Source organism: Paenibacillus sp. JL3B1040 (assembly GCF_057063165.1).
This window is the reverse complement of record NZ_CM169317.1, coordinates 4,132,068-4,157,020: the sequence shown is the minus strand read 5'-3', so window position 1 is coordinate 4,157,020 and position 24,953 is coordinate 4,132,068. Positions and strand designations below refer to the sequence as shown.

21 protein-coding genes are annotated in these 24,953 nt (G+C 53.9%); 19 read left to right on the top strand and 2 right to left on the bottom strand.

Features of this window, described 5'->3' with window-relative positions; genetic code table 11:
* The first annotated feature begins 185 nt into the window (after positions 1-185).
* The 18 genes from ACZF99_RS18705 to ACZF99_RS18620 all read left to right on the top strand — a co-directional run bounded on the left by ACZF99_RS18705 (position 186) and on the right by ACZF99_RS18620 (position 21,778).
* Positions 186-1,253 carry an AI-2E family transporter gene (locus ACZF99_RS18705; protein ID WP_483612837.1) on the top strand — a complete coding sequence of 356 codons (1,068 nt, stop codon included), beginning with the start codon at positions 186-188 and terminating at the stop codon, positions 1,251-1,253.
* Between the two features lie 215 nt (positions 1,254-1,468).
* Entirely contained in the window at positions 1,469-2,506 is a 1,038-nt protein-coding gene (locus ACZF99_RS18700; RefSeq protein ID WP_483606578.1) for a LacI family DNA-binding transcriptional regulator, read from the top strand.
* Positions 2,507-2,543: 37 nt separating this feature from the next.
* Entirely contained in the window at positions 2,544-3,485 is a 942-nt protein-coding gene (gene rbsK / locus ACZF99_RS18695) for a ribokinase (protein ID WP_483606577.1), read from the top strand.
* A 1-nt stretch (position 3,486) separates the two neighbouring features.
* Positions 3,487-3,882 carry a D-ribose pyranase gene (gene rbsD / locus ACZF99_RS18690; protein WP_483606576.1) on the top strand — a complete coding sequence of 132 codons (396 nt, stop codon included), beginning with the start codon at positions 3,487-3,489 and terminating at the stop codon, positions 3,880-3,882.
* 30 nt (positions 3,883-3,912) lie between these two features.
* The gene (locus tag ACZF99_RS18685; RefSeq protein WP_483606575.1) at positions 3,913-5,424 is read left to right on the top strand and encodes a sugar ABC transporter ATP-binding protein; all 1,512 of its coding nucleotides are present in this window, start codon (positions 3,913-3,915) and stop codon (positions 5,422-5,424) included.
* A complete protein-coding gene (locus tag ACZF99_RS18680) occupies positions 5,414-6,373 on the top strand; it encodes an ABC transporter permease (protein WP_483606574.1) in 960 nt (319 codons plus the stop codon). The genes ACZF99_RS18685 and ACZF99_RS18680 overlap by 11 nt, the downstream gene beginning before the upstream one ends.
* A 25-nt stretch (positions 6,374-6,398) precedes the next feature.
* Positions 6,399-7,346: a ribose ABC transporter substrate-binding protein RbsB gene (gene rbsB / locus ACZF99_RS18675; RefSeq protein ID WP_483606573.1), complete on the top strand. Its 948-nt coding sequence runs from the start codon at positions 6,399-6,401 to the stop codon at positions 7,344-7,346.
* A 501-nt stretch (positions 7,347-7,847) separates the two neighbouring features.
* Entirely contained in the window at positions 7,848-10,472 is a 2,625-nt protein-coding gene (gene alaS, locus ACZF99_RS18670) for an alanine--tRNA ligase (protein WP_483606572.1), read from the top strand.
* Positions 10,473-10,606: 134 nt separating this feature from the next.
* Complete coding sequence (locus tag ACZF99_RS18665; protein WP_068785346.1) at positions 10,607-10,867, top strand: IreB family regulatory phosphoprotein; 261 nt, start codon at positions 10,607-10,609, stop codon at positions 10,865-10,867.
* Positions 10,868-10,917: 50 nt separating this feature from the next.
* Positions 10,918-11,334 (top strand): Holliday junction resolvase RuvX, encoded by a 417-nt coding sequence (gene ruvX, locus ACZF99_RS18660; RefSeq protein WP_483606571.1) that lies wholly within the window; start codon positions 10,918-10,920, stop codon positions 11,332-11,334.
* A 12-nt stretch (positions 11,335-11,346) separates the two neighbouring features.
* A complete protein-coding gene (locus ACZF99_RS18655; protein ID WP_483606569.1) occupies positions 11,347-11,664 on the top strand; it encodes a DUF1292 domain-containing protein in 318 nt (105 codons plus the stop codon).
* Entirely contained in the window at positions 11,657-11,956 is a 300-nt protein-coding gene (locus ACZF99_RS18650) for a DUF1292 domain-containing protein (RefSeq protein WP_483606568.1), read from the top strand. The genes ACZF99_RS18655 and ACZF99_RS18650 overlap by 8 nt, the downstream gene beginning before the upstream one ends.
* An 88-nt stretch (positions 11,957-12,044) precedes the next feature.
* Positions 12,045-13,100, top strand: a complete 1,056-nt coding sequence (gene mltG / locus ACZF99_RS18645; protein WP_483606567.1) for an endolytic transglycosylase MltG — start codon at positions 12,045-12,047, stop codon at positions 13,098-13,100.
* A 58-nt stretch (positions 13,101-13,158) separates the two neighbouring features.
* Positions 13,159-14,094, top strand: a complete 936-nt coding sequence (locus ACZF99_RS18640; protein ID WP_483606566.1) for a peptidase U32 family protein — start codon at positions 13,159-13,161, stop codon at positions 14,092-14,094.
* Between the two features lie 382 nt (positions 14,095-14,476).
* On the top strand, positions 14,477-15,811 hold the full coding sequence (locus ACZF99_RS18635; protein ID WP_483606565.1) for a peptidase U32 family protein: 1,335 nt from the start codon (positions 14,477-14,479) through the stop codon (positions 15,809-15,811).
* 238 nt (positions 15,812-16,049) lie between these two features.
* Positions 16,050-18,230, top strand: a complete 2,181-nt coding sequence (locus ACZF99_RS18630) for a methyl-accepting chemotaxis protein (RefSeq protein ID WP_483606564.1) — start codon at positions 16,050-16,052, stop codon at positions 18,228-18,230.
* Between the two features lie 206 nt (positions 18,231-18,436).
* On the top strand, positions 18,437-20,221 hold the full coding sequence (locus ACZF99_RS18625) for a peptidoglycan D,D-transpeptidase FtsI family protein (protein WP_483606563.1): 1,785 nt from the start codon (positions 18,437-18,439) through the stop codon (positions 20,219-20,221).
* Positions 20,222-20,347: 126 nt separating this feature from the next.
* Positions 20,348-21,778: a polysaccharide deacetylase family protein gene (locus ACZF99_RS18620; protein ID WP_483606562.1), complete on the top strand. Its 1,431-nt coding sequence runs from the start codon at positions 20,348-20,350 to the stop codon at positions 21,776-21,778.
* A gap of 91 nt (positions 21,779-21,869) precedes the next feature.
* Here the strand turns inward: ACZF99_RS18620 and ilvD are convergent, their stop codons facing one another.
* Positions 21,870-23,555: a dihydroxy-acid dehydratase gene (gene ilvD / locus ACZF99_RS18615; protein WP_483606561.1), complete on the bottom strand. Its 1,686-nt coding sequence runs from the start codon at positions 23,553-23,555 to the stop codon at positions 21,870-21,872.
* A 188-nt stretch (positions 23,556-23,743) separates the two neighbouring features.
* Positions 23,744-24,010 (bottom strand): KGG domain-containing protein, encoded by a 267-nt coding sequence (locus tag ACZF99_RS18610; RefSeq protein WP_483606560.1) that lies wholly within the window; start codon positions 24,008-24,010, stop codon positions 23,744-23,746.
* 159 nt (positions 24,011-24,169) lie between these two features.
* On the opposite strand from ACZF99_RS18610, the gene ACZF99_RS18605 reads away from it, so the two are divergent.
* Positions 24,170-24,946: an HAD family hydrolase gene (locus ACZF99_RS18605; protein WP_483606559.1), complete on the top strand. Its 777-nt coding sequence runs from the start codon at positions 24,170-24,172 to the stop codon at positions 24,944-24,946.
* Positions 24,947-24,953: the final 7 nt, after the last annotated feature.

Genomic DNA, 24,953 nt, shown 5'->3' with positions numbered 1-24,953 from the left:
TCACCCGTCGGCCCCCCCAGCGCTTTTCTACTCTTTTCCGGTTGCCGGTACCCGTCATCCCTCACCTCCCCGGTGCTTCGCCCCCCTCCCTCATAAATTTCCCTCCCCGGGCAAATACTGATCTATACGAAGATTTCGCCGCGTAGGAGGGAGAAGGTTTGAAGCCGATGGAACCGATGGAGCCAATGGAACCGATCACCAAAAGCAAGCTGTTCCGATATGGCGTCTGGCTGCTTCTGGGGCTGGTCATCTTGTTTTTCGTGTGGCAGTTGCGTCCGATGTTTGCGCTCGTTTACGGATTTTTGAAGGCCGTATTTGCTCCGTTTGTGATCGCCATTATCATCTCTTATATCTTGAATCCGGTCGTTCGCATGCTCGGCGGGCGCAAGGTGCCCCGGACGATGGCCGTGCTGCTGATTTACGCGGTGTTCCTGACCCTCTTGGCGGTCGTGCTCATGAACGTGATCCCGATGTTTGTTGAACAACTGGAGGAGCTGGGCGAGCATTTGCCGGAGCTGACCATTCACACGCAGCAAATGATGAATCGTTGGGATAACGGCATTTTGCCGGGAAGTATCCGCATGGGGATGAACCATTGGTTTTATCAATTCGAGAACCGGCTGGCTAGCGCCATTTCCGGCTTCCTGGACAATATCGGAACGACGATCGGGGTGGTGTTTAATGCGTTCATTATCCCGTTCCTGATCTTCTACATGCTGAAGGACATCGAGCTGATCGAACGGCTGATGCTGCAGTATTTGCCGCGCTCGCGGCGCAAATCGATCATTACGTTGCTGAAGGAAATCGACATGGCCTTGGGCAACTACGTTCGGGGGCAACTGTTGGTGTGCGTGATGATCGGAGTGCTGGCTTACATCGGCTACATGCTCATCGGAATGCCGTTTGCGCTACTGCTGGCGGGGGTGGTTGCGCTGTGCAACATTATTCCTTACCTCGGTCCGTTCCTCGGGGCGGCCCCGGCCCTGGTCATGGCGACGACGATCTCGTGGAAAATGGTGCTGTTCGTCCTGCTCGTCAACATGCTGTGCCAAACGATCGAAAGCAACGTCATCTCGCCGCAGGTGGTGGGACGCAGCCTGCATATGCACCCGATGCTTATTATATTGGCGCTTCTGATCGGCGGGGAACTGGCGGGAGTGCCCGGACTAATTTTTGCCGTGCCGTTTTTTGCCGTGGTGAAGGTGGTTATTCAGCATTTCTATGCTTATTACGTGCGTAGAAAAACAGTTTAGATACGCAACCGACTATCTGCGGATCGTTTATCTTTATGTTGGTACTTTTCCCCTTCTGAGACGGATAGGCCTCGGAAGGGTTGTATTTTGTCGAAAGGCATGTTATATTTAACTCGTGAAATATGGAACCGGTACCATATAGTGAACTTGGAAATAGAATCTGTCCATAATTGATCATATCATTTCGTTTGATCAATTGATGGAACCGATACCATATGCAGATTGGGGTGGTTGTTATCGCGACGATCCGTGATGTAGCGAAGCTAGCAGGCGTATCCGTTTCGACCGTGTCGCGGTATTTGAATAAGAGCGGTTATGTCAATGTGGAAACAGAGCGCTCGATTAAATCCGCAATAGAGAAGCTGGATTACGCACCCAATCAGGTAGCACGCGGATTAGCTGGCAAGAGAACCAATACGATCGCTCTCATCCTTCCGGATATCTCGAACTTATTTTTCTCGGATTTGGCTCGAGCGGTAGAGGATGTTGCTGCTACCTACGGGTACACTGTAATCCTGGGAAATTCGGATGATCAGGTGGACAAAGAAAAGAGATATATTGAGACTCTTAAGAAGAAGTATATTGACGGATTCATATTCGCCTCACAGACATTCGGTACAGAAGAGGCGGAAATGCTAACGAAGCTAGGAATTCCTTTTGTCTGTCTGGACCGGGGGCCCTCGAAAGAGAACGCCAGCGTTGTAAGATCAAAGAACAAGGAGGGGGCCAAGCTGGCCGTCGAGCATTTGCTTGATATGGGCTGCCGAAAAATCGCTCATATCTATGGTCCCCAGGATTTAATAACTGGCAAGGATCGCTTGATCGGGTTTGAGGAATCGGTTCATCATTTGTCGTGGTATACACCCACCTTGCTTGAGGAAGGCGACTTCAGAATCCGCGGAGGGATCAGCGCGACCGAGCGGCTTCTACAGCGTCATCCGGATATCGATGGGATCTTCGCTGGCAATGATTTGATGGCGATTGGCGCACTGAAAGCATTAACGCGGATGGGAATGGCGGTCGGAAGCGATGTTGCGGTTTGCGGCTTTGACGGCATTCAGACAACGGAGGTCACAATGCCTGAGTTGACTACGATTGCTCAGCCACTCTATGAGATGGGCGCTTTGATCTCACGTCTGTTGATCAAGAAGATCGAAGGGAAACTGGAAGAGGATCTGACCTATGAGTTGGATGTCAAGCTGCTGGCTCGGGAATCTACTTTAGCTTTTGTTCCAAGATCCGAGCGCAAATAAGTAGTTGTCAGTATTGTTCTAGGGGGACTGAATGCTTATGGATAAGACCCGAGTAGTTGTTATCGGAAGTTTAAATATGGATATCGTTGTTGAGACGGAACAATATCCGCAGGTTGGAGAGACTTTGATGGGCAAGCGGGTCAACTTCACTCCTGGAGGAAAGGGAGCTAATCAGGCGGTCGCCGCAGCGCGTCTTGGCGCTGAGACAACAATGATTGGGGCGGTTGGTAATGATGCCTTCGGTGAAGAATTGCTGAGCTCCCTCCGGAACAATGGCATCAACGTTGACGGAGTGAAACGTTTGGATGGATTTGCGACGGGAACCGCTTTGATTTTTGTGGTGGACGGTGACAATAGTATCACTGTTGTCCCAGGTGCGAATGATGAGGTGGAGCCGGCCGATATCGACCGTTATGAAGATAAGCTGAGGCAGGCCGACATTGTCCTGCTGCAGCTCGAAATCCCCGTAGAGACCGTATGTTATGCGGCAAAGAAGGCGAAATCGCTGGGGAAGACGGTTGTGCTTAATCCCGCGCCTGCGCAGCCGCTTCCGGATGAGTTGCTCGCTAGCGTTGATTACATTACGCCGAACCGTACGGAGCTTGGCAGATACACCGGCATGGAGGCGGGGGGCGAGGACCTTGAACTGGCGATGCGGAGCATGAAAGCCAAAGGTACCGCACATGTTGTGACGACGTTGGGCGGTGCTGGCTCGGCTTATCTGGATGATAACGGCACCCTATGCCGAATCCCGGGCTATCCTGTTAAGGTGGTCGATACGACTGGAGCTGGCGATTGCTATAATGCCGGATTGGCTGTATCGCTCGCTCGCGGGCAGAGTTTAGATGAATCGATTCGCTATGCAACGCTTGTATCCGGTCTGGCCGTAACGAAATTTGGGGCTCAGAAGGGCATGCCAACGAAAGAAGAAGCACGTAGGTTCGCAGCAGAAAGACAGCAGACGGGAGAGCAAGAATGATATGAAGAAAATAGGGGTTATCAATAGTGAACTGTCCAGAGTAATCAGCGAGCTAGGTCATACGGATACGATTGTGATTGGGGATTGCGGGCTTCCGATTCCTCCTGGCGTCAGAAGAATAGATCTGGCCTTGAAGAAAGGGGTGCCGGGATATTTGGAAACGCTGGAGACGATTCTGGAGGAATTGCAGGTAGAGCGTTATATCGTCGCTGCTGAAATGGAACAGGTCAGTCCGGAGTTATATCGGGCTACGGCAAATTTGCTAAGCCCGGCGCATGAAGAGAAAGTCACGCATGAACAGTTCAAACAAGTGACAGAGAAGGCCAGAGCGGTCATTCGGACGGGGGAATTCACACCCTATGCCAATGTGGTATTGCAGGCTGGGGTCACTTTTTGAAAATCGATGTTCTTGTGAGGAATGGAGGTCATGAAGTTGGGTACGCCACTGCTGGAAATGAAGGATATCGATAAGAGCTTCTCCGGCGTAAAAGTGCTGCAGCAGGTCCAGTTCTCGCTGGAAGCCGGTGAAGTGCATGCTTTGATGGGGGAGAACGGTGCGGGGAAATCCACGCTTATGAAAATCCTTAACGGTATTTATGCACGGGATAATGGAAGCGTTCGCATAAAAGGGGAAGAGCAGCCCATCCCAACTCCGTCTTCCGCTCAGGAGCTTGGAATCGTAATGATTCATCAGGAACTGAACCTGATTCCGCATTTAACGGTGATGGAGAACATTTTCCTTGGCAGAGAGTTCACTTTGGGCCGAACAAACCTGATTCACTGGGGCAAAATGAAGCAAGAATCAACCCGTTATCTGTCTCAGCTCGGATTGAAGATTCATCCTGAGACACTAGTTGGAGACTTGTCTGTCGGCCAGCAGCAATTGGTGGAAATTGCGAAGGCCCTCTCGATGAATACCGAGATTCTGGTATTGGACGAGCCTACCGCCGCACTGACAGATCGGGAGATTGAGGGCCTGTTTCGCGTAATCGATTCTTTGAAGCAACGGGGCGTAGGCATGATCTATATTTCCCACCGGATGGAGGAAATCTTCCGCATCTGCGACCGGATTACGGTCATGCGGGATGGCAGATATGTTGGAACCGAGCAAGTGGCCAACACGGAAATGGATCAGGTCGTGAAAATGATGGTTGGCCGGGAGATCAAGGATCGGTTTCCGAAGCTGGATATTAAGTTTGGCGAAGAGAAGCTGAGGGTCGAAGGACTGACCCGAAAAGGGATGATAGAGGATATTTCCTTCTCGGTAAGAGCGGGTGAAATTGTTGGCATCTCCGGTCTGATGGGGGCTGGGAGAACAGAAATGGCCAAGGCGCTGTTTGGGGTTATGCCGATCGATAGCGGGTCAATTTGGTTAAACGGCAAGCCTGTCCAGATTCGAAAGCCGATGGATGCCATCCGCGCTGGGCTGGCGCTGGTGACAGAGGACCGGAAGGATGAAGGGCTTATCCTATCGATGTCGATCCGGGATAACCTGGATCTGACTAATTTGGAGGCGGTTTCGCATCTGGGGGTTCTGAACTATGCCAAGGAGGAAGAGTTGGCAAAAACGATGATCAACAGTTTGCGCATCAAGTCATCGGGCAGCGGTCAAGAAGTCGGATCATTAAGCGGGGGCAATCAGCAGAAGGTTGTCATCGGCAAATGGCTGGCGACAAAACCGCAGGTTTTAATACTTGATGAACCAACAAGAGGCGTCGATATCGGCGCCAAAAAGGAAATTTACGATTTGATGAACCGACTGGCCTCCGAAGGAGTTGCGATCTTGATGATCTCCTCCGAGTTGCCGGAGGTACTGGGGATGAGCGACCGGGTACTGGTTATGCGTGAAGGCAAACTTACGGGGCATTTTAATAGAGAAGAAGCTACCCAGGAAAAAATTATGATGTGCGCTACGGGAGGGGATCGGTATGAAAGCTAAAGCGGCCGATGGTCACAAACAGAACAAGGTCAGGCTGCAGGGGATTGGCTCGCTCATCGGGTTGTTGTTAATTGTCGTCGTGCTGGCGGTATCCGCGGATAACTTCCTGACGGTCAACAATCTGTTGAATGTGCTTCGGCAAGTGTCGATCAACGCTTTGATTGCTTTTGGTATGACGTTCGTTATTTTAACCGGTGGGATTGATTTGTCGGTCGGCTCGATTCTCGCACTATCCAGCGCATTATCGGCGGGTATGATGGCTGGGGGTATGGATACTTGGCTGGCTGTTTTGATCGGGCTGGGAGCAGGGGCCATCATGGGAGCGATCAACGGCTTTATCGTGGCCAAAGGGAGACTGGCTCCATTTATCGTGACCCTTGCCACAATGACGATCTTCCGCGGTTTAACGCTGGTATATACGGACGGGAGACCCATTACTGGACTGAATAAAGATTTTGCCTTGCTGGGTAAAGGGTACTTTCTGCAAATTCCAACTCCGATTATTTGGATGGTGGTTGCATTTGCAGTGGTATACATCGTATTAAAACACACTACCTTCGGACGGCGTGTCTACGCCGTGGGAAGCAACGAGGAGGCGACTTGGCTTTCAGGGATCAGCATAACCAGAGTTAAAGTGCTGGTTTACTCCATTAGCGGTTTGTTGGCTTCGATTAGCGGCATTGTGTTGACATCGCGGCTGAACTCAGCGCAACCAACGGCAGGTACCTCTTATGAGCTCGATGCAATTGCGGCGGTTGTACTCGGGGGTACAAGCCTGTCAGGCGGCAAAGGCTGGGTTGTAGGCACGTTGATCGGCGCCGTAATCATAGGGGTGCTGAACAATGGACTTAACCTGCTGAACGTGTCATCGTTCTATCAACTAGTTGTAAAGGGTCTGGTCATTCTAATCGCGGTGCTTCTTGATCGATCGAAGAAAAGAACAACCTAATTTAAATGTAAAGGGGACATAAGCTATGAAAAAATTAGCATCCACATGGACACTTCTTCTTGCGGTATTTCTGATGCTGTCGGCGTGTACGACGGGGAATGAAGGCGGAACGACCGAATCAACCGGAAACGGTGGAAACGAGGGTTCTTCGGGCGGCAAGGTTAAGATTGGGCTATCGATCTCGACTCAGAATAACCCATTCTTCGTAACCTTGAAGGACGGGGCAGATAAGGCGGCCAAGGCAGCAGGTGCAGATCTGATCGTCGTAGATGCGCAGGACGATACGTCAAAGCAAATCGCTGGTATTGAAGATTTGATTCAACAGAAGGTAGATGTTATTCTGATTAACCCGACGGATAGCGACGCGATCGCGACGGCTGTAGAATCGGCCAACGCCGCCAATATTCCGGTTATCACGGTAGACCGCGCGGCTAATGGTGGAACGATTGTGTCACATATTGCCTCGGATAACGTAGCCGGTGGGAAGATGGCAGGCGACTACATTCTCGAAGCGATCGGCGGGAAGGGAAATATCGTTGAATTGCAAGGAACAGCCGGAACATCGGCGGCTCGTGACCGCGGGGAAGGGTTCCACAATGCAGTTGACAACCAGAATGATGTGAAGGTTATCGCATCTCAGCCGGCAGATTTTGACCGGGCAAAAGGTCTTAGCGTTATGGAGAACATCCTGCAAAGTAACGGTGACGTTCAAGCGGTGTTCGCCCATAACGATGAGATGGCCCTTGGCGCATTGCAAGCCATCGAAGCTGCGGGCAAGACGGGAATCGTCGTCGTGGGCTTCGATGCGACGGATGACGCAGTCAACGCTGTGAATGACGGCACGATGGCAGCTACTGTAGCTCAGAAGCCGGAACTTATCGGTCAGCAGGCTATTGACGTTGCGATGAAGGTTGCCGCTGGTGAATCGGTAGATGCCTCGGTACCCGTTGATTTGGAACTTGTAACCAAGTAATAGGATAGCAATCATTGACGCGAAGGAATGCCGCAAGATCAGCTTGCTGTAGCCGCAACCATCATTCTGGATGAGATCAAGAACGCTGCAGCAGCTTTGATGAATGGCGTTCCTTCGCCGCATTGACACGAGATTATTCGCCTTATATACTTGAAATGTTATGTGTAAAATCAAAAAACGTTGATGAAATCAAGTACGTTCGGCAAGCGGATTAACCAGAGAAGGGTTCCGCTGCAGGCGGCGTCCCGCAAGGGAAGGCCCAGGTGGCGGCTGAGAGAACCCCAAATCTCGCGCGGACGGAAAGCTAATTTCGGAGTGTGAACCATAAATTCACCGGCAGGTCCCCGTTATCGGACCGACGAGGCGATCGCTGCAGACGCCGGCGGACGAAAGTCCAGCCGCATCGGAGCGATAACCAGGGTGGTACCGCGATGCAATCGTCCCTGATTTTCAGGGGCGTTTTTGTTATTTTTCAGAGGATCATTTAGGAGGTCAAAACTGATGAAAGCAAGTGAAATCCGTTCCAAATGGCTGGAGTTCTTTGCCGGCAAAGGCCATAAAATCGAACCGAGCGCCTCGCTCGTCCCGCATAACGATCCGTCCCTACTGTGGATCAACGCCGGGATGGCCCCGCTCAAGCCGTATTTCGACGGGCGGGTCAAGCCGGAAAATCCGCGCCTCACCAATTCGCAGAAATGCATCCGCACCAACGATATCGAGAACGTCGGCAAAACGCGCCGGCACCATACGTTTTTTGAAATGCTGGGCAACTTCTCGATTGGGGACTATTTTAAGGAGGAAGCGATCACGTGGGCCTGGGAATTCCTGACGGACAAGAAGTGGATCGGCTTCGACCCGGAGCGTCTGTCGGTGACGGTGTATCCCGAGGATGCAGAAGCGTTTAAGCTGTGGAACGAAAAGGTCGGCCTTCCGGCGGAGCGCATCGTCAAGCTGGAGGACAACTTCTGGGATATCGGCGAAGGGCCTTGCGGGCCTTGTACGGAAATCTTCTACGACCGCGGCGAAGCTTACGGCGATCTGTCCGATCCCGAATGTTATCCGGGCGGGGAGAACGAACGCTTCCTCGAGGTCTGGAACCTCGTATTTTCGCAATTCAACCATAACAAGGACGGCAGCTACACGCCGCTTCCGAACAAGAACATCGATACCGGGGCTGGTCTGGAGCGGTTTGCGTCCATTTTGCAGAATGTGAACTCGAACTTCGATACCGACTTGTTTCAACCGATCATTATGAAAACGGCCCAAATGGCCGGGATAACCTACGGTTCTGCCGAGGATAGCGACGTGGCGCTTAAGGTCATTGCCGACCACATCCGCACAGTGACGTTTGCCGTGGCCGACGGCGTGCTGCCATCCAACGAAGGCCGGGGCTACGTGATTCGCCGTCTGCTGCGCCGCGCGGTACGTTACGGCAAGCTGATCGGCTTGGACAAGCCGTTTATGTTCGGTCTGGTGGAAACCGTCGGGGACATCATGGGCACTTACTATACGGACGTCGTGACCAAACGCGAGTTTATTGAGAAGGTCATCCGTGCGGAGGAAGAACGGTTCCATGAAACGCTGAGCGACGGCTTGGCGATTTTGGCGGATATCAGCGGTGAAGCCAAAGCGGCCGGCCGTACGTTGATCGGCGGGGCGGACGCGTTTAAGCTGTACGACACCTACGGCTTCCCGCTGGATTTGACCGAGGATTTTGCGGCGGAGCAAGGGCTGGGCGTTGACCGTGAAGGCTTTGAGGCTGCCATGGAGGAACAGCGAGAACGTGCCCGGGCTGCTCGTCACGAAAGCGGCAGCATGAAGGTGCAGGGCGGAGTTTTATCCGATTTTACGACTAAAACAGAATTCGTTGGATATAATGAGCTTGAAGTTACTACGAGCATCGTAGCCATCGTGGCCGACGACGCTTTCGTTGACACCCTTGGCGCCGGCCGATCGGGCCAAATCATTTTGGCTTCGACGCCATTCTACGCGGAAAGCGGCGGCCAGGTCAGCGACCAGGGCACCCTTCGCGGCGGCTCCGGCAGCGCCGCCGTGGAGGGCTTGTTTAAAGCGCCCCACGGGCAGCATGTCCATCAGGTGACGGTGGAAACCGGCGAACTGCGGGTCGGTTCGGAGGTCACGGCTTCCGTAAACCGGGAACAACGCAGCCATACGGTGAAGAACCACACGGCAACCCATCTGCTTCATAAGGCATTGAAGGAAACGCTCGGCGAGCACGTGAACCAGGCCGGTTCCCTTGTTGAACCGCAGCGTCTGCGCTTCGACTTCTCCCATCTTGGCAGCATTTCGCCGGAGGAGCTGACGGAAATCGAGCGCCGTGTCAACGAGCAGATATGGAACGCTTTACCGGTGAGGACCTCGTTGAAACCGATCGATGAAGCCAAAGCCATGGGGGCGATGGCCCTGTTCGGCGAGAAATACGGGGACATCGTCCGCGTCGTGCAGATCGGCGATTACAGCCTGGAGCTGTGCGGCGGCTGCCACGTAACCAACTCGGCCGAGATCGGTCTGTTCAAAATCGTCAGCGAAAGCGGCATCGGCTCCGGCGTGCGCCGGATCGAGGCGGTGACCGGGCGCGGCGCTTATCTGTTCATGGACGGACAGCTTGATCTGTTGAAGCAAGCGGCCGGCCTGTTGAAATCAAACGTGAACGACGTGCCGAAACGGGTCGAAGGATTGTTCCAGCAGTTGAAGGAGCTTGGCCGCGAGAACGAATCGCTGCAGAGCAAGCTGAGCGTGATCGAAGCCGGCGAATTGACGAGCCAAGTGGTTACCGTCGGGCAGACCCGGCTGTTGGCCGCGCGCGTACAAGCCGGAAGCATGGAGGCGCTTCGCACGCTGGCCGACGAGCTGAAGGTGAAGCTGCCGGATGCGGTACTGGTCCTTGGCGCGCCTAGCGAGGACAAGGTGAACTTTGTCGTCGTCGTGCCGAAAGAGGAAGTGGACCGTGGACTTCATGCCGGCAAGCTCGTCAAAGAAGTGGCGGCGGTCTGCGGCGGCGGCGGCGGCGGCCGGCCGGATATGGCCCAGGCCGGCGGCAAGGATGCCGGCAAGTTGGATGAAGCCCTGAAGAAAGCGGCGGAATGGATTGCTTCTCAAGCCTGAATCAGCGGCGAATTTGACGGAGCGAACCGCCGAAACATTTCCTTATGGAACCCATGATATGGTATAGTATGATTAGGCTAAGAGGAAATCAGCTGCGATCATAAAGGCGTATGTCGAAGAAGCGAGGTGTCATCATGGACTCCATGGATAAAACCGTCAAATTTAACGTCAAAGGCGATGAACAAGAAGCGTCGGCGCAGGAAATTCTTCTTACGGTTTACCAGGCATTGCAGGAGAAAGAATACAATCCGGTGAACCAGATCGTCGGTTATTTATTGTCGGGAGATCCGGCTTATATCCCGCGTCATAACAATGCGAGAAGCCTGGTCCGCAAGAAGGAACGCGACGAACTGATCGAAGAGTTGGTGCGCTTCTACATGGCGGGTCACCGATAAAGCGGCTTTTGATCCAGAGCAGGACGAGAAGCGGATGTAAGGAGCAAGTCATGAAAATTATGGGTCTGGATTACGGGGACCGGCGGATCGGAGTGGCGGTGAGCGACAGCTTCGGCTGGACCGCCCAAGGCGTCGAGACCATCGAACGCCGCAGGGAAGGCGGTGAGTTCGACCGCATCGCCGAGCTGGCGAAGCTGCACGATGTGGAAGAAATCGTTGTAGGTCTGCCGAAGAATATGAACGGCACGATCGGCCCCCGTGGAGAAATATGCATGGCTTTTGCCGAGGACTTGCGAAGCAGGCTGAACCTGCCCGTGCATCTCTGGGATGAGCGGCTCACCACCGTTTCCGCGCAGCGGACGCTGCTGGAAGCGGACGTAAGCAGGAAGAAGCGCAAAGGCGTCGTCGACAAAATGGCCGCCAGCTTGATTTTGCAAAACTATTTGGACTCTAAGAGTATAAAGTGAGGGTGATCGCGTATGTCTAAAGATCGTATCGGAAATGAAGAAGAACCGGAAATTATTTATATCCCCGATGAAGAGGGCAATGAAGAAGAGTTCGAAGTCATTATGAAATTCGAAGTCGACGGTTCGGACGCCAAGTATATGATGGTCGTTCCTTTGGATTCCGATGGGAATGAAGATGAAGAGAGCGAAGAGGTATATGCGTTCCGTTACGAGGAAGACGGCGATGACCTGAAGCTGTACACAATCGAAAGCGACGAAGAATGGGAAATCGTCGAGGAGACGTTTAATACGCTCATTGACGAGTTTGATGGAGAAGATGGCGATGACTGATTTTACGGCAGGTCAAGCGGTCATGACGTCGCGGGTTCGCGACGCTTTCGGTCCGATTGTGGAGCTGGAGGACGAGTCGGGCCATGCCTCCTATTATCAAGTCGTTCGGGAGTTTGATGTCGCTGGAGCGGCCTATGCGGTGTTATTGCCGGAGGACGCCTCCAAGGATGAAGAGCCGGAGATTTTCAAGATTGTGACGACCGGTGGCGAGCTTGAACTGGTAACGATCGACGACGACGAGGAATGGGAGAACGTATCCGAGCTTTATGACGAATTGACCTTTCCGGAGTAAACAGGATGGCGTTGCGGGAGCACGATAGATCGGGTCAAGGAAGAGCGGGATTTTGCCGCTCTTTTTGGCTGTTAAGGGGGAAAGCGGCTTGAAGAAAGCGCTGAAATGGCTGAGTATCCTGCTGTTGCTTGCGATCATTGGAGCGGGAGCGGCCGGGATTTATGTTTACGCTGGCATGCAGCCTGTCGAGGCGAAAGAGCAGCCGGTCAAGTTCACGATCGAACCGGGAACGGGGACAGTGGGGATCGCGGAGTTGCTGGAAAACCAGGGACTAATTAAAAATTCCTTTTTATTCGTTTCCTATTTAAAATGGAAGTCGGAAGGCAGCCGGTTCCAAGCCGGGGTTTACGAGATGAAACCGGGCGTGACGTATGACGAGATTATCGCCAAACTGAACAGCGGCGACGTCGTCAAAGCGGAAATGATCCGGTTTACGATTCCCGAAGGCTTTACCGTCAAGCAAATGGCAGACAAGCTGGCTGAGGAAGGCCTGGCGGACAAAACGGCGTTTCTGCAACAGGCGAAGGATGCCGCGGGACTGGACGATGAGCTGTTGACCCAAATCCCGGCGGATGAGCGGCTGACGTACCGGCTGGAGGGATATTTGTTCCCGGAGACCTATGAGTTGAAAAAGGGCAGCAACGAGCGGGATATTATTGCCCGCATGTTGCAGGAGACGGGGGAGCGGCTTGAGGGTATCCCCGATTTTGCGCAAAAGCTGGAGGCACGCGGCCTTACGCTGGGCGAATTAATGACGGTTGCTTCGCTGGTGGAGCGGGAAGTGGTCGTCGATGCCGAGCGGCCCATGGTGGCCGGGGTTATCTATAACCGGCTGAAGGACGGCATGAAGCTGGAGATTGACGCCACGGTGCAGTATGTCCTTGATAAGCCGAAGGAGCGTCTGCTCAATTCCGATTTAAGAAGCGTGGACAGTCCATACAATACTTATCTGTATGAAGGGCTGCCACCGGGCCCCATCGCGGCGCCAAGCCTCAAATCGATCGAAGCGGCGCTGGCACCGAAAGCTTCGGAGTACCTGTTCTACGTGACGAAGAAGGATGGCAGCGGGGAGCACCTGTTCGCCAAAACCTATAAGGAACATTTGAAGAACATTGAGACTAGCAAGGCTATGGCCAATCAGTAATCAAACGGAAGTCGATAGATGACTGTTGGAACAGCCTCTTAAAGGTGGTAGTAACCATATGAGCAAAAAACCGGAACTGTTGGTCCCTGCCGGTTCGCTGGAAGAATTGAAGCGTTATTTCGCGGCGGGGGCCGACGCAGCTTTGATCGGCGAGACCCGGTACGGCATGCGCCTTCCCGGCGACATGACGACCCGGGATATCGCCGATGCGGTTCGGACGGCACGCGAATACGGAGCGAAAATTTACGTTAGCGTCAATAACCTAATGACCCATCCGCTACTGGACGGCTTGGCCGATTACGTGCAGCGACTGGCGGTGTGCGGCGTGGATGCGGTCGAATTCGGCGATCCGGCCGTGCTTCAGACAGTGCGCAAGGTTGCGCCGCAGTTGAAGCTGCATTGGAATGCGGAGATGACCTCCACCAACTATGCCACAGCCAATTATTGGGGTTCGAAGGGCGCCTCCCGCGTGGTGCTGGCGCGCGAATTGAACATGGACGAAATCACCGCCATGCCGGCATCCCTGAACGTCGAAGCGGAGGTTCAGGTGCATGGGATGACCAATATTTATCACTCCAAGCGCCGTTTGGTGCAGAGCTACATGACGCATCAAGGACGGCCGCTTGAGCCGGGCAGCGATCTCGGCCTGAGCCGCGGATTGTTCCTGGTCGAGGCGGAACGCCCGGACGAGAAGTTCCCGATTTTCGAGGATGCCAACGGAACGCATATTATGAGCTCCGACGATATCTGCATCTTGGAGGATTTGCACGTGCTGATGGCCTCCGGCGTGGACAGCTTCAAAATCGAGACGCTGCTGAAGCCGGCGGCCTATAACGAAGTTGTGATTGCTTCGTATCGACAAGCCATCGAAGCTTATTTCCGCAACCCGGACGGGTACGAGTTCGATGAGAGCTGGGTCGAGGCGATCCGCGAGGTACAGGACCCGGAGCGGGAGCTGACCTTCGGCTTCTTCTACAAAGAACAAGTCTATTAACGAGGAAGTCAAAAAGTCGGCTTGTTTCCTGCGGAAACATTTCAGTTGCTCACGTAGCCTCCAGCAAGCTAACGGACACCAGAAACGCTATGGGCCTGCTTTGAGCCAGTTCCCGATTCTAACGGGCTGAGAAGACCTTATTCCAAGTCAAAAACGGTTAAGTGGCCTCGTGAGTGACCAATAAGGCCTCAGGAGTCCGTTACAGTGGGAAATAACCGGGAAATGGACAAATAAGGTCATTACGGTCCGTTACGCAGCCGTGCAACCGGGCGTCCCTAGCTTCATCCAACCTTCTCGGCGCTGAAAACCCGACTTTTTGACCTGATTTAAGTTATAAGACACAACATGATTAAAAAACGAACAAAACGAGAGGTGAACGAAGATGCAGACTGCGGAGAAACACATCCCGAAATATGCGGGACAACGTTATCGGTTGGCGAAACCCGAGCTGCTCGCTCCGGCGGGCAATCTTGAAAAGCTGAAATTCGCCGTCCATTACGGCGCCGACGCCGTGTATATCGGGGGACAACAATACGGCCTTCGTTCCAATGCGGACAATTTCAGTTTCGAAGAAATGCGGGAAGGCGTGGAATTTGCCAAAAAATACGGCGCCAAGGTGTTTGTCGCCACGAATATTTACGCCCATAACGAGGATTTGGAGGGCATCGAGGATTATTTGCGCAATTTGTACGATGCAGGCATCGCCGCCATCATTGTCGCCGATCCGGTGATTATCGAGACCGCGCAGCGGGTCGTGCCGGAGCTGGAGGTTCACCTCAGTACCCAGCAGTCGACCGTCAACTGGCAGGCGGTTCAATTCTGGAAGGACCAGGGCTTGCCGCGGGTCGTATTGGGGCGCGAGACCGGCTTGGAAGAAATAGAAGAAATCAAACGCCATGTAGATATCGAGATCGAGGCGTTTATCCACGGGGCGATGTGTTCATCTTTTTCGGGGCGTTGCGTATTGTCCAATCATTTCACCGACCGCGACTCCAACCGGGGAGGCTGCTGCCAATCCTGCCGCTGGAAATACGACTTGTTTACGGATGCGCGCGCGGAGAGCGAGTGGATCTCCGAGGAAGAGGCCCGCAATAACAAGATGCTGGAGAAGTTCCGCCTTGGAGTAACGCAGCTGCCCCTGTTCGAGGAAGACGACCATGCTTTTACGATGGGGTCGAAGGATTTGTGCATGATCGCGCATGTGCCCGATTTGATCGATGTCGGCGTGGATAGCTTCAAGATCGAAGGGCGGATGAAGTCGATCCATTATGTGGCGACGGTCGTCAATGTTTATCGCCAAGCGATTGATGCGTACATGGCGGATCCGGAAAATTACGTTCTGAAGCCGGAGTGGATCGACGAGATCAACAAGGCGGCTAACCGGCCGCTGAACACCGGTTTTTTCTACGGTACGCCGGATCATGAAGACCATATTTACGAGCCGGAGGAAAAGGCAGCGCCGTACGACTTCGCCGGATTGGTCATGGAGTACGACGAAACCACAGGGATGGCGACCATTCAGCAGCGGAATCATTTTAAACCCGGACAAGAAGTGGAGTTTTTTGGCCCGGGGGGAACGTTTTTTAAGCAAGAGGTGGGGACGATTTACGATGAATCCGGCAATGAACTGGATGCGGCGCGTCATCCGCTGCAGCGGATTAAAATGAAAGTAGATCGGCCGGTGGCCTATTTCGATATGATGCGCAAAAAGAAATGAAGAAAAATCAATATGCTTCAGGGCCTGTTCGTCTCTAGGACGAAAGGCCCTTTTTTGCGCTTTTTGTAAATAACATTTAAAATCCGACAGAAATGAAACCGATATTATAAAGGAGAACGTCTGCTATTGTCGAATATTTTGAATAGCTGACGAAAGATGCGAACAATGAATTGCATTATGCATGACCTCAAGCCCAAAAACTTGGGTCTGCAACTATTAAGAGTGGCGGGTGATCAACATGAGTATGGTTCCAAAGAACGAGGACCAGGCGGCTAACAACAAGAAGAAGGAAAAGAAACAAAAGGGAGAACGGACCAAGTCAAAGGGGGGGAACCCATCGGGAAAGGCGCCGCTGAATTTCAATGCGATATTGGCTACACTGCGGGACAAGCTGCCGAAACAAATCAACCCCTCAAAATCGGTGGGCATTCGGTTGTTCCTGATTTTCTTTGTCGCCATTATGTTTTTCGTGCTGACGATCGGGATTATGTCTTCCCAGATGGCGAAGGGGACGATTCAGGACAACGCGGAAAAAGCTAATCTGCAGACGATTGTCCAAACCTCGCAGAAGCTGGATATCGTCTTGCAAAAGTATGAGGAAAACCTGCAGCAAATGTTCCTGGATGACGAAATGCAGAGTGCAATCATGGATGCTTCCTTGTCGAACATCACGGACTACGACAAATTTACCGCAACCAACAAGATGAGAACACGCTTGAATACGCTGACATTCTCGATGAAGGGGATTTCGGCAATTTATATGTTGTCGGTTGACCAAATCATAGATGATGTCACGTCAGGCAGCGCCAATGCCATGCTTATGGAGCAGGTTCGCGGTGAGGCTTGGTTTAAAGAGCTCAGCGAATCGACCAAAGTCATGTGGCTCCAAGTTCCTTCGGAAGGTTCAAGTTCTTCCGTATTCCGTTTAGCGCGCTCGGTTCAAAGTGTGAACAGCATGAAACGATTCGTGCTTATTGCCGACGTCAATTTGGATGTGTTGAACGGCTATTTGAAGGAAGTCAACTTGGGGAATAACTCCAAGCTGCAAATGTTAACGCAGGACAACATCGTCGTTGGTTCCTCCGCGGCAGGCGATGAGGGATTAGCGAGCGAATTCGACATGACGAAATCCGAAGGGAAGCCTTCCGGTACGTTCCATACTAAAGACGCCAGCGGCAATTCCGTCTTGGCTGCCTATAATACGCAGGTCTCGGGATGGAAGCTTGTAGGAACCGTGGATACGGCGGAACTGACGAAGAGTGCGGACCGTATCTTGATGGCTACGATCTTCTCCCTGATCGTCGTGGCAATCATCGCGGTTCTGCTCGGTATTTGGATGGTTCGGATGATCGCTCATCCGCTCGGCAAACTTAGAAACCTGATGGAGGAAGGCTCCAAAGGGAATCTGAACGTAAGAATGAACACGAAGGCGAAGGATGAGATCGGTCAGTTGACCGTAAGTTTTAACGTCATGATGGAGAATATCACCGCCCTCGTCAAACAAACCAATCACTCGGCACAGGACGTACTGGATACGGCTTCCGAATTGACGCAAGCATCGAACAAAACGGCATTGTCCGCCAAAGAGATCGCGGTAGCCACCGAAGAGATCGCAAACGGGGCAACCAGCCTGGCGAACGAAGCCGAACGCGGCAACGAGCTGACGGAGAATATTTCACGCCAGATGGAACGGGTAATCCAAACGAATAAAGAGATGGAAACTTCGGCCCGTCAGGTCGAGAAATCCAGTCAGCAAGGAACCGAGTATTTGAGCGGATTGATGGACAAAACCAATATGACGGTCGAGATGATCAACGCTTTGACCGCCAAAGTCGACTCGCTCAAAGCAAGCACAAGCTCCGTGATGAAAGTGCTCGACGTGATGCAGAACATTACGCAGCAAACGAACATCCTGTCGCTTAACGCGACGATCGAAGCGGCCCGCGCAGGCGCCGCCGGTCGAGGGTTCATGGTGGTTGCCGACGAAATTCGCCAGTTGGCGGATCAATCGCGCCAATCGATCACGATGGTCGGCGAAATTACGGATACGATCCAGAAAGAGATGAACGAGACGGTCAAAGCTTTGTCCGAAGCGAGTCCGATCTTCCAGGAGCAAATCGCGTCGGTACAGGAGACGAGCCAAATTTTCGTGTCCGTGCAACAACAAATGGAAGGCTTCGTCCGTCATCTCGATTCCGTGACGGCTTCCATCGATCAACTGAACGAATCGCAATCGGTCTTGTCCGAAGCGATGAGCAACGTCAGCGCGGTTGCGCAGCAATCGTCCGCCACGTCCGAAGAGGTGGCATCGCTCTCCAGCGAGCAGCAAACCGTTGGTGACCAGTTGGTGCAATTGTCGAGCAAGCTGGAGAATGTGTCCAGCGGCTTGAAAGAATCGTTGTCGAAGTTTACCGTATAGAGATAGGCTTGGCGCCAAAAGGCGAGTTCGCCCCAATCTCCGAGGGTTCCGGGGAACGGGGAAGAAACCCGGCAAATCTGCGAAAGCAGGTTTTGCCGGGTTTTTGCGTGTGCGGGGGCAGCGCAAGCTTACGGAAGCGCATTAACGAGCGGCGGTTTACGCCGACTTTTCCCAGGAAATAATGGGAACAGAACGGAGGGTGAACGATGTCGTTATTGCGCAAAAAGCGGATATTTTACTTACTATTGTCATTTGCGGCCGTGGTCGGGCTGTTCGCGCTGCGCATCGCTTGGATTCAGACGGCCTCTGCGTTTAAAGCCGTGACCGTCGGCGGCAAGACGATCAACGAATTGGCGGTCCGACAGCGGGAAGAAAGCATCGAATTGGACCCGGGTCGAGGCCATATCTTTGATCGTAACGGCAAGCCGTTGACGGGAGAAATGGCTTGGGCGCCGGTACTTTTTCCGGTCCGCACATTGCCCGATGACAGCCGGCTTGCCGGATTGGCAGTTGGGCTGGAGACGACGGTGCCCGAACTTCGGCGCAGGTGGGAACAGTTGGAGCGGCCTTATGTCTGGCCGAAGCCGGGGGGAGAACCAGGCCAGCCGCTCCGGCTTGATGAAGAAGCGGCCCGCACATTGCCGCAGCTTGAAGGATTCGAGGTACTGCCTTACATGACGCGCTACGGACCGGGCGAACGGGGCAATCAGTGGCTTGGATTCGTGACGCAGCGGCCGGATGTTATCCGCAAGCTGCGGGAGAATAGGCACCAACCGGAGTACGCGATGACCTTGCAGGTCGGAGCCTCCGGTTTGGAAAAAACGCTGGATGGGCTATTGCGCGGGCTTGGCGGCGTTCGCGCCGCCTATACGGTCGATGGCTGTAAAGACCCGCTTGGCGGGATGGGTACGCGGGTGAATGCGGCGGCCAGCCGATATTATCCGCTGCAAATTCAAACGACAGTGGACGATGAGCTTCAGCGGAAGATTGAACGCTTGGCAGCGAAGATGAACGTGACGGAAGGAGCGGTGGTCGTGCTGGACGCAAATACGGCCGATATCGTCTCGATGGTGTCGCTGCCTTTTTACGATCCGCACCACGTTGATCCGAAGGCGGCGAATTGGGGCAATAAAGCGGTCAAGGCCGCGGTTCCCGGCTCCATATTCAAGACGGTGATTGCGGCAGCGGCGCTGGAGGAGCATGCGGCAGTTCCCGGCGAGATGTTTCACTGTGACGGACATTACGGAAAATACGGCTTGGCTTGCTGGAAGGATGGCGGACACGGAAAACTTACGTTGGAAGAGGGATTCGCCAAGTCGTGCAACATCGTGTTTGCCTCGTTGGGAGAGAGATTGAGCGCGGACGCGATCGCTCGGACGGCCGCCAAGCTGGGGGTGGGGCGCCCCGTCGGCTGGCGCGATCCCGCTTTCTTGGGCGAAGACGCATTGCGCCCGCTGGATCAAGAGGAAGCAGGGGCGGTGTTCAGCAGTCTGACCGCCGCGGATGGCGGCGCCCGGGCGCAAACGGCGATCGGCCAACGGGATGTGCGGGTGTCCCCGCTTCAAGCGGCGAATCTGGTCGTAACCCTGCTTCACGGCGGGCAAGTCACGGCGCCGCGCTTAGTTCGCGAGATCCGTTACAAAGACGGTTCTCTGCTAACCGAATTGCCGATACAACGATCGCCCTCCCCTTCCGGACAGATTAGCCCTCAGACGGCCGACCGTCTGTTGTCCTGGATGAGGCGGGTGGTAACGGATGGAACCGGCCGCTCCTTGCAACGGGCCAAGTGGCCGTTGGCCGGCAAGTCCGGAACGGCGGAAGCGGTGAAGGACCGCAGGCAACTCAATCACCAGTGGTTCATCGGTTACGGACCGGTGGATGAACCCAAGTACGCCGTGGCCGTCCTGGTGCAGAACCGCCCTGAAGGATCCCGGCATCTCGCAGTCGAGTTGTTTCGGCGGACCATGGATTTATTGGCTTCTTCAAGTTAACGGATTTCCTAGCTTTCCCCAAAAAAGTGCGCCTAAATCACGGACGTCTGTGATAAAATAGTGTAGATGCTATGCTTTTCACGGAGCATGCCAAAGTCATTGATCATAGAAAAGTGGGGAAAGCATATGGAGACTTTGCTGCTATGGTTATTTTATATCTCTACGTTGTACGCTTTTATACCCGGATTGATCACACGGATCTTCGGTTTTCGCGTATTTAAGCACGGGACCAGCGATCGGGCGTTTGCGCTCACCTTCGACGACGGCCCCGATCCGAATTATACTCCGCAGTTGCTTGATTTGCTCAAGCGTCACGAAGCGAAAGCGACGTTTTTCCTGGTCGGTTCGAACGCGGAGAAATATCCCGAATTGATTAAACGGATTCACGAGGAAGGCCATTTGATCGGGACGCACAATTATGTGCACAAAACGAATTGGCTGATGGGGCCGGCTGCGGTCAAGCAACAGATTCAAAAAACGAACAAGATTATCTACGACGTAACCGGAGTTGAGTCCCATTTTTATCGGCCGCCGTGGGGAATAGTCAACTTGTTTGATTTCGCGAATCGGGGCAACACGCAAATCGTTCTATGGTCGGCCATGTTCGGCGATTGGCGGACGAAGGTTGGGGCCGACCGGTTGACGAAGCGCATGATGAAGAAGCTGCGCGGCGGCGAGGTGTTTCTGCTGCACGACTGCGGCGCCACCTTAGGCGCGAACACCGGAGCGCCGGCGGAAATGCTGACCGCGCTCGAGCGCGTGCTGACAGAAGCGGATCGCCGCGGATTGCGCAGCATTCGCATCGACGAGTTGATTCAAGTGACGGAAGAGGCCCGGAATAAAGGCAAACAAGCCGAACCCCCCGCACCGAAAGGGAGAAGACCCGTGAAGGTTTCCTGGTTCAAACGAAGTATTGTGGCTTTGTGGCTGGTATGGGAGAAGATTTTCCATGTCCTGTTCCAATTGAAAACCCCCAACCCCGAGGACCCGATCTTCCACTTCCGCATTCGGCCTTATCATGGGGAGCCGGTGGCGATGAACGACGGAAAGGCCTTGCAGCCTGGCGATCAGGTCATGGAAATCCATTTTGACAACAAAAAGCTGTACGAAATCGGGACACGCTCCAGGACAACCGTCCAACTGGCGATTCAAATGATCCGCGGAGTGGAGAAGACATTGCCCTTGTTAGCCCAGTACGTGATGGATCATCCCGAGTTAAGCGAGGTTAAGGCGCTATACGGTGTCAGCATGATTAACCGAGGGCCGGAGCAATTCGGCTTTATCATTACGGATTTGCCAAAAGGCTGGTTCGCCAGCTCGACGAAAATTTATTTGAAATTATTGATGCGCGTCATCCATCCTGCAGGAACGTCGAGACTAAAAGAGCAATCTCAAGAACTGGTGCCTAAAATGATCGTGATGCCGATGGATGTGCTGCTGGAGCGGTTCGCCGAAAACGGCTCGCATCGCAACCGCTCGGCCATGGAAGAGCCGGCGCCCGCGGTGGAACCTTTGGAAGAAGAGTCTTTGCTCCGAGTTTCCTTGCCTACCCGTTAAGTTATCATGTTCATGCATCATCCAAAATAAAAGAAGGGCCGTATCCAGATCAACCTGATCGGATACGGCCCTTTCGTTAGATAATAGCTCATTAAATTTTCATAACTCCGCCGGAGCTGGCGTTAGTAACCAGTTTGGAATAACGGGCCAAGTAACCGGTTTTGACCTTCGGTTCAAAGCCTTTCCAATTCGCTTTGCGGCGCGCAAGCTCTTCATCGCTGACATGCAGCTCGATCTTGCGGTTATTCAGGTCAAGCTCGATGATGTCGCCGTCTTCGACGAAAGCGATCGGTCCGCCTTCGGCAGCCTCCGGAGAGATATGACCGATGCTGATGCCGCGAGAAGCGCCGGAGAAACGTCCGTCGGTGATCAGGCCGACCTTCGCGCCGAGGCCCATGCCGACGATTTGCGAGGTCGGAGCCAGCATTTCCGGCATGCCCGGTCCGCCTTTCGGTCCTTCATAACGGATGACAACGACACAACCTTCTTTGACTTTGCCGCCGGCGATTCCTTCGAGCGCCTCTTCCTGGGAGTCAAAGCAGATGGCCGGACCTTTGTGGTATCCGCCGACCGAAGGATCTACGGCCCCAACTTTAATGACCGAGCCTTCCGGCGCCAGATTGCCGTAAAGGATGGCGAGTCCGCCTTTTTCCGAATGCGGCTTGTCGATCGGACGAATGACGTTAGGGTCGAGGATTTCGCAGCCGGCGACGTTCTCCGCCAGCGTCTTGCCGGTAACGGTCATTTGCTCGCCGAAAATCGCCCCCGGCTTCTTCAGCAGCTCGTTGAGGACGGCGCTGACGCCGCCGGCGCGATGCACGTCCTCAATGAAAATATCGGACGCCGGCGCCAGTTTGGCGATATGCGGTACGCGGTTCGCCACTTCATTGATGCGATCCAGCGGGTAATCGATGCCGGCTTCCTGGGCCAAGGCCAGCGTATGAAGCACGGTGTTGGTGGACCCGCCCATCGCCATATCCAGGGCAAACGCGTTGTCGATGGATTCCTTGGTGACGATATCGCGAGGTTTCAGGTCGAGCTTGATTAATTCCATTAGCTGACGAGCGGACTGACGCACGAATTCGCGGCGTTCCTCAGCCACGGCCAGGATGGTGCCGTTCCCCGGCATCGCCAGGCCAAGCGCTTCGGCCAGGCAGTTCATCGAGTTGGCGGTGAACATACCGGAACAGGAACCGCAGGTCGGACAGCCGTATTGTTCCAATTCGAGCAGGTCATCGTCGCTGATTTGTCCGGCTTGGTGCGCGCCGACGCCTTCAAAGACGGAAGTCAGAGACAATTTCCGTCCCCTGCTGTCCACGCCGGCTTTCATCGGGCCGCCGCTGACGAAGACGGTCGGGATGTTGACGCGCAGCGCGCCCATCATCATCCCGGGCGTGATTTTATCGCAGTTCGGAATGCAAACCATGCCGTCGAACCAATGTGCCGAAACGACGGTTTCGAGCGAATCGGCGATGATCTCCCGGCTGGGCAGGGAATAACGCATCCCGATATGCCCCATCGCAATGCCGTCGTCCACGCCGATGGTATTGAACTCGAACGGTACGCCGCCGGCTTCGCGGATCGCTTCCTTGACGATTTTGCCGAACTCCTGCAAATGCACGTGTCCGGGCACGATATCGATATAAGAGTTGCAGACCGCGATAAACGGTTTGCCGAAATCTTCTTCCTTCACGCCGGCGGCACGCAGCAAGCTGCGATGCGGCGCGCGGTCGAAGCCTTTTTTGATCATATCGGAACGCATCTTCTTGGCTGTCATGATCTCCGATCCCCCCATGAGTTAGTTATAGTTTTGGAGCTTTACACCGCTAAAGGTTTTCTCTAAAGTCTATCACAAGTAGTTATGATTTTCTACCGTAGATCACAGGGAGCGGGTTTAGGACGGAGCGCCTTCCTAATCTATGAAAATAAAAGAAGTCCCCGGGATTTCCGGAGACTTCGAAAGGTTCATCCATTTACTCCCGGCTTGCTGCGGGCGACCCCGCCTTTGCGGCCGATATCCCGATAAAATCCCTTATCGTGCTTCTGGGATGTCGCCTCGCCGCCCTTCTGGCCGATTTCCTGATAAAATTCGCGGTTATGGGTTTTCGAGGTCGCTTCGCCGCCTTTTTGTCCGATTTCCTGGTAAAAGGCTTTGCCGTGATTTTTGGCCGTGGCCAGTCCTCCCAAACGCCCCGCTTCTTCCCGGGTCATTTTGCTTTGGCTTCGTGCCATCGAATCCCTCCTTGATCTTATTTTGGAGTACGTATGTTTTATTTACCACGGTTTTCCAAGATGAAACGAGTTTATTCAAAAAATTGAAGATATCCAAAAAAAAGATATCCTGAAAATGGTATAATAAGGACAATTGTGCATAAGGAGAGGGGAACGGCTATGGCCACGATTGAAGCACATGGACACAAGGCGGTATGCCGCGCCATTCTGTTCGATAAAGACGGGACGCTGCTGAATTTCATGGGCCTGTGGGGGAGCTGGGCGGCGGCCTTGACCGATCTGATGGAGCGGAAATTGACCGAATTGGGCTCGCCCGGAGGTTTGAACAAAGCCGTGTTGCTGGGCCTTCAAACGGATGAGCGGAACCGGGTGATCGGTTACGACAAAACCGGCCCGGTCGCGATGGGGACGGAAGAGGAGGTGATCGCGTTGCTGGCGTCAACTTTGTATGCTGCAGGGGTTCCCTGGAACGAGGCGGTCACGACCGTTCGCGAATTGAATGCGGCGGCCATGACGGACCTCAAACGGCGGCGGGAAGCCGTTCCTTTGCCGGGACTGCGCGAGTTCCTGCAGAGCTGTCGGGAGGCGGGGGTGAAGCTCGCGGTCGTTACCTCGGATTCGACGTCGGAGGCGCTGGAGCATTTGGAATGGATGGGCATTCGAGAGGCATTCGCGAGCGTGGTCGGGCGCGACCGCGTCACCCGGGGCAAACCGGGGGCGGACATGGCGCTGCTGGCCTGCCGCGAGCTTGGGGTTCTGCCGAGCGAAGCCGTGGTTATCGGCGACAGCAACGCCGATATGCAGATGGGAAAGCGCGCGGGAGTCGGCATGATCATCGGCGTGGCGGAGGACTACAGCGAAGACGAACAAGGAGCGAGTTACTTGCGGGACGCGGACGTTATCATCGCCGGCTATGGCGAGTTAACGATACACTAATTAGGAG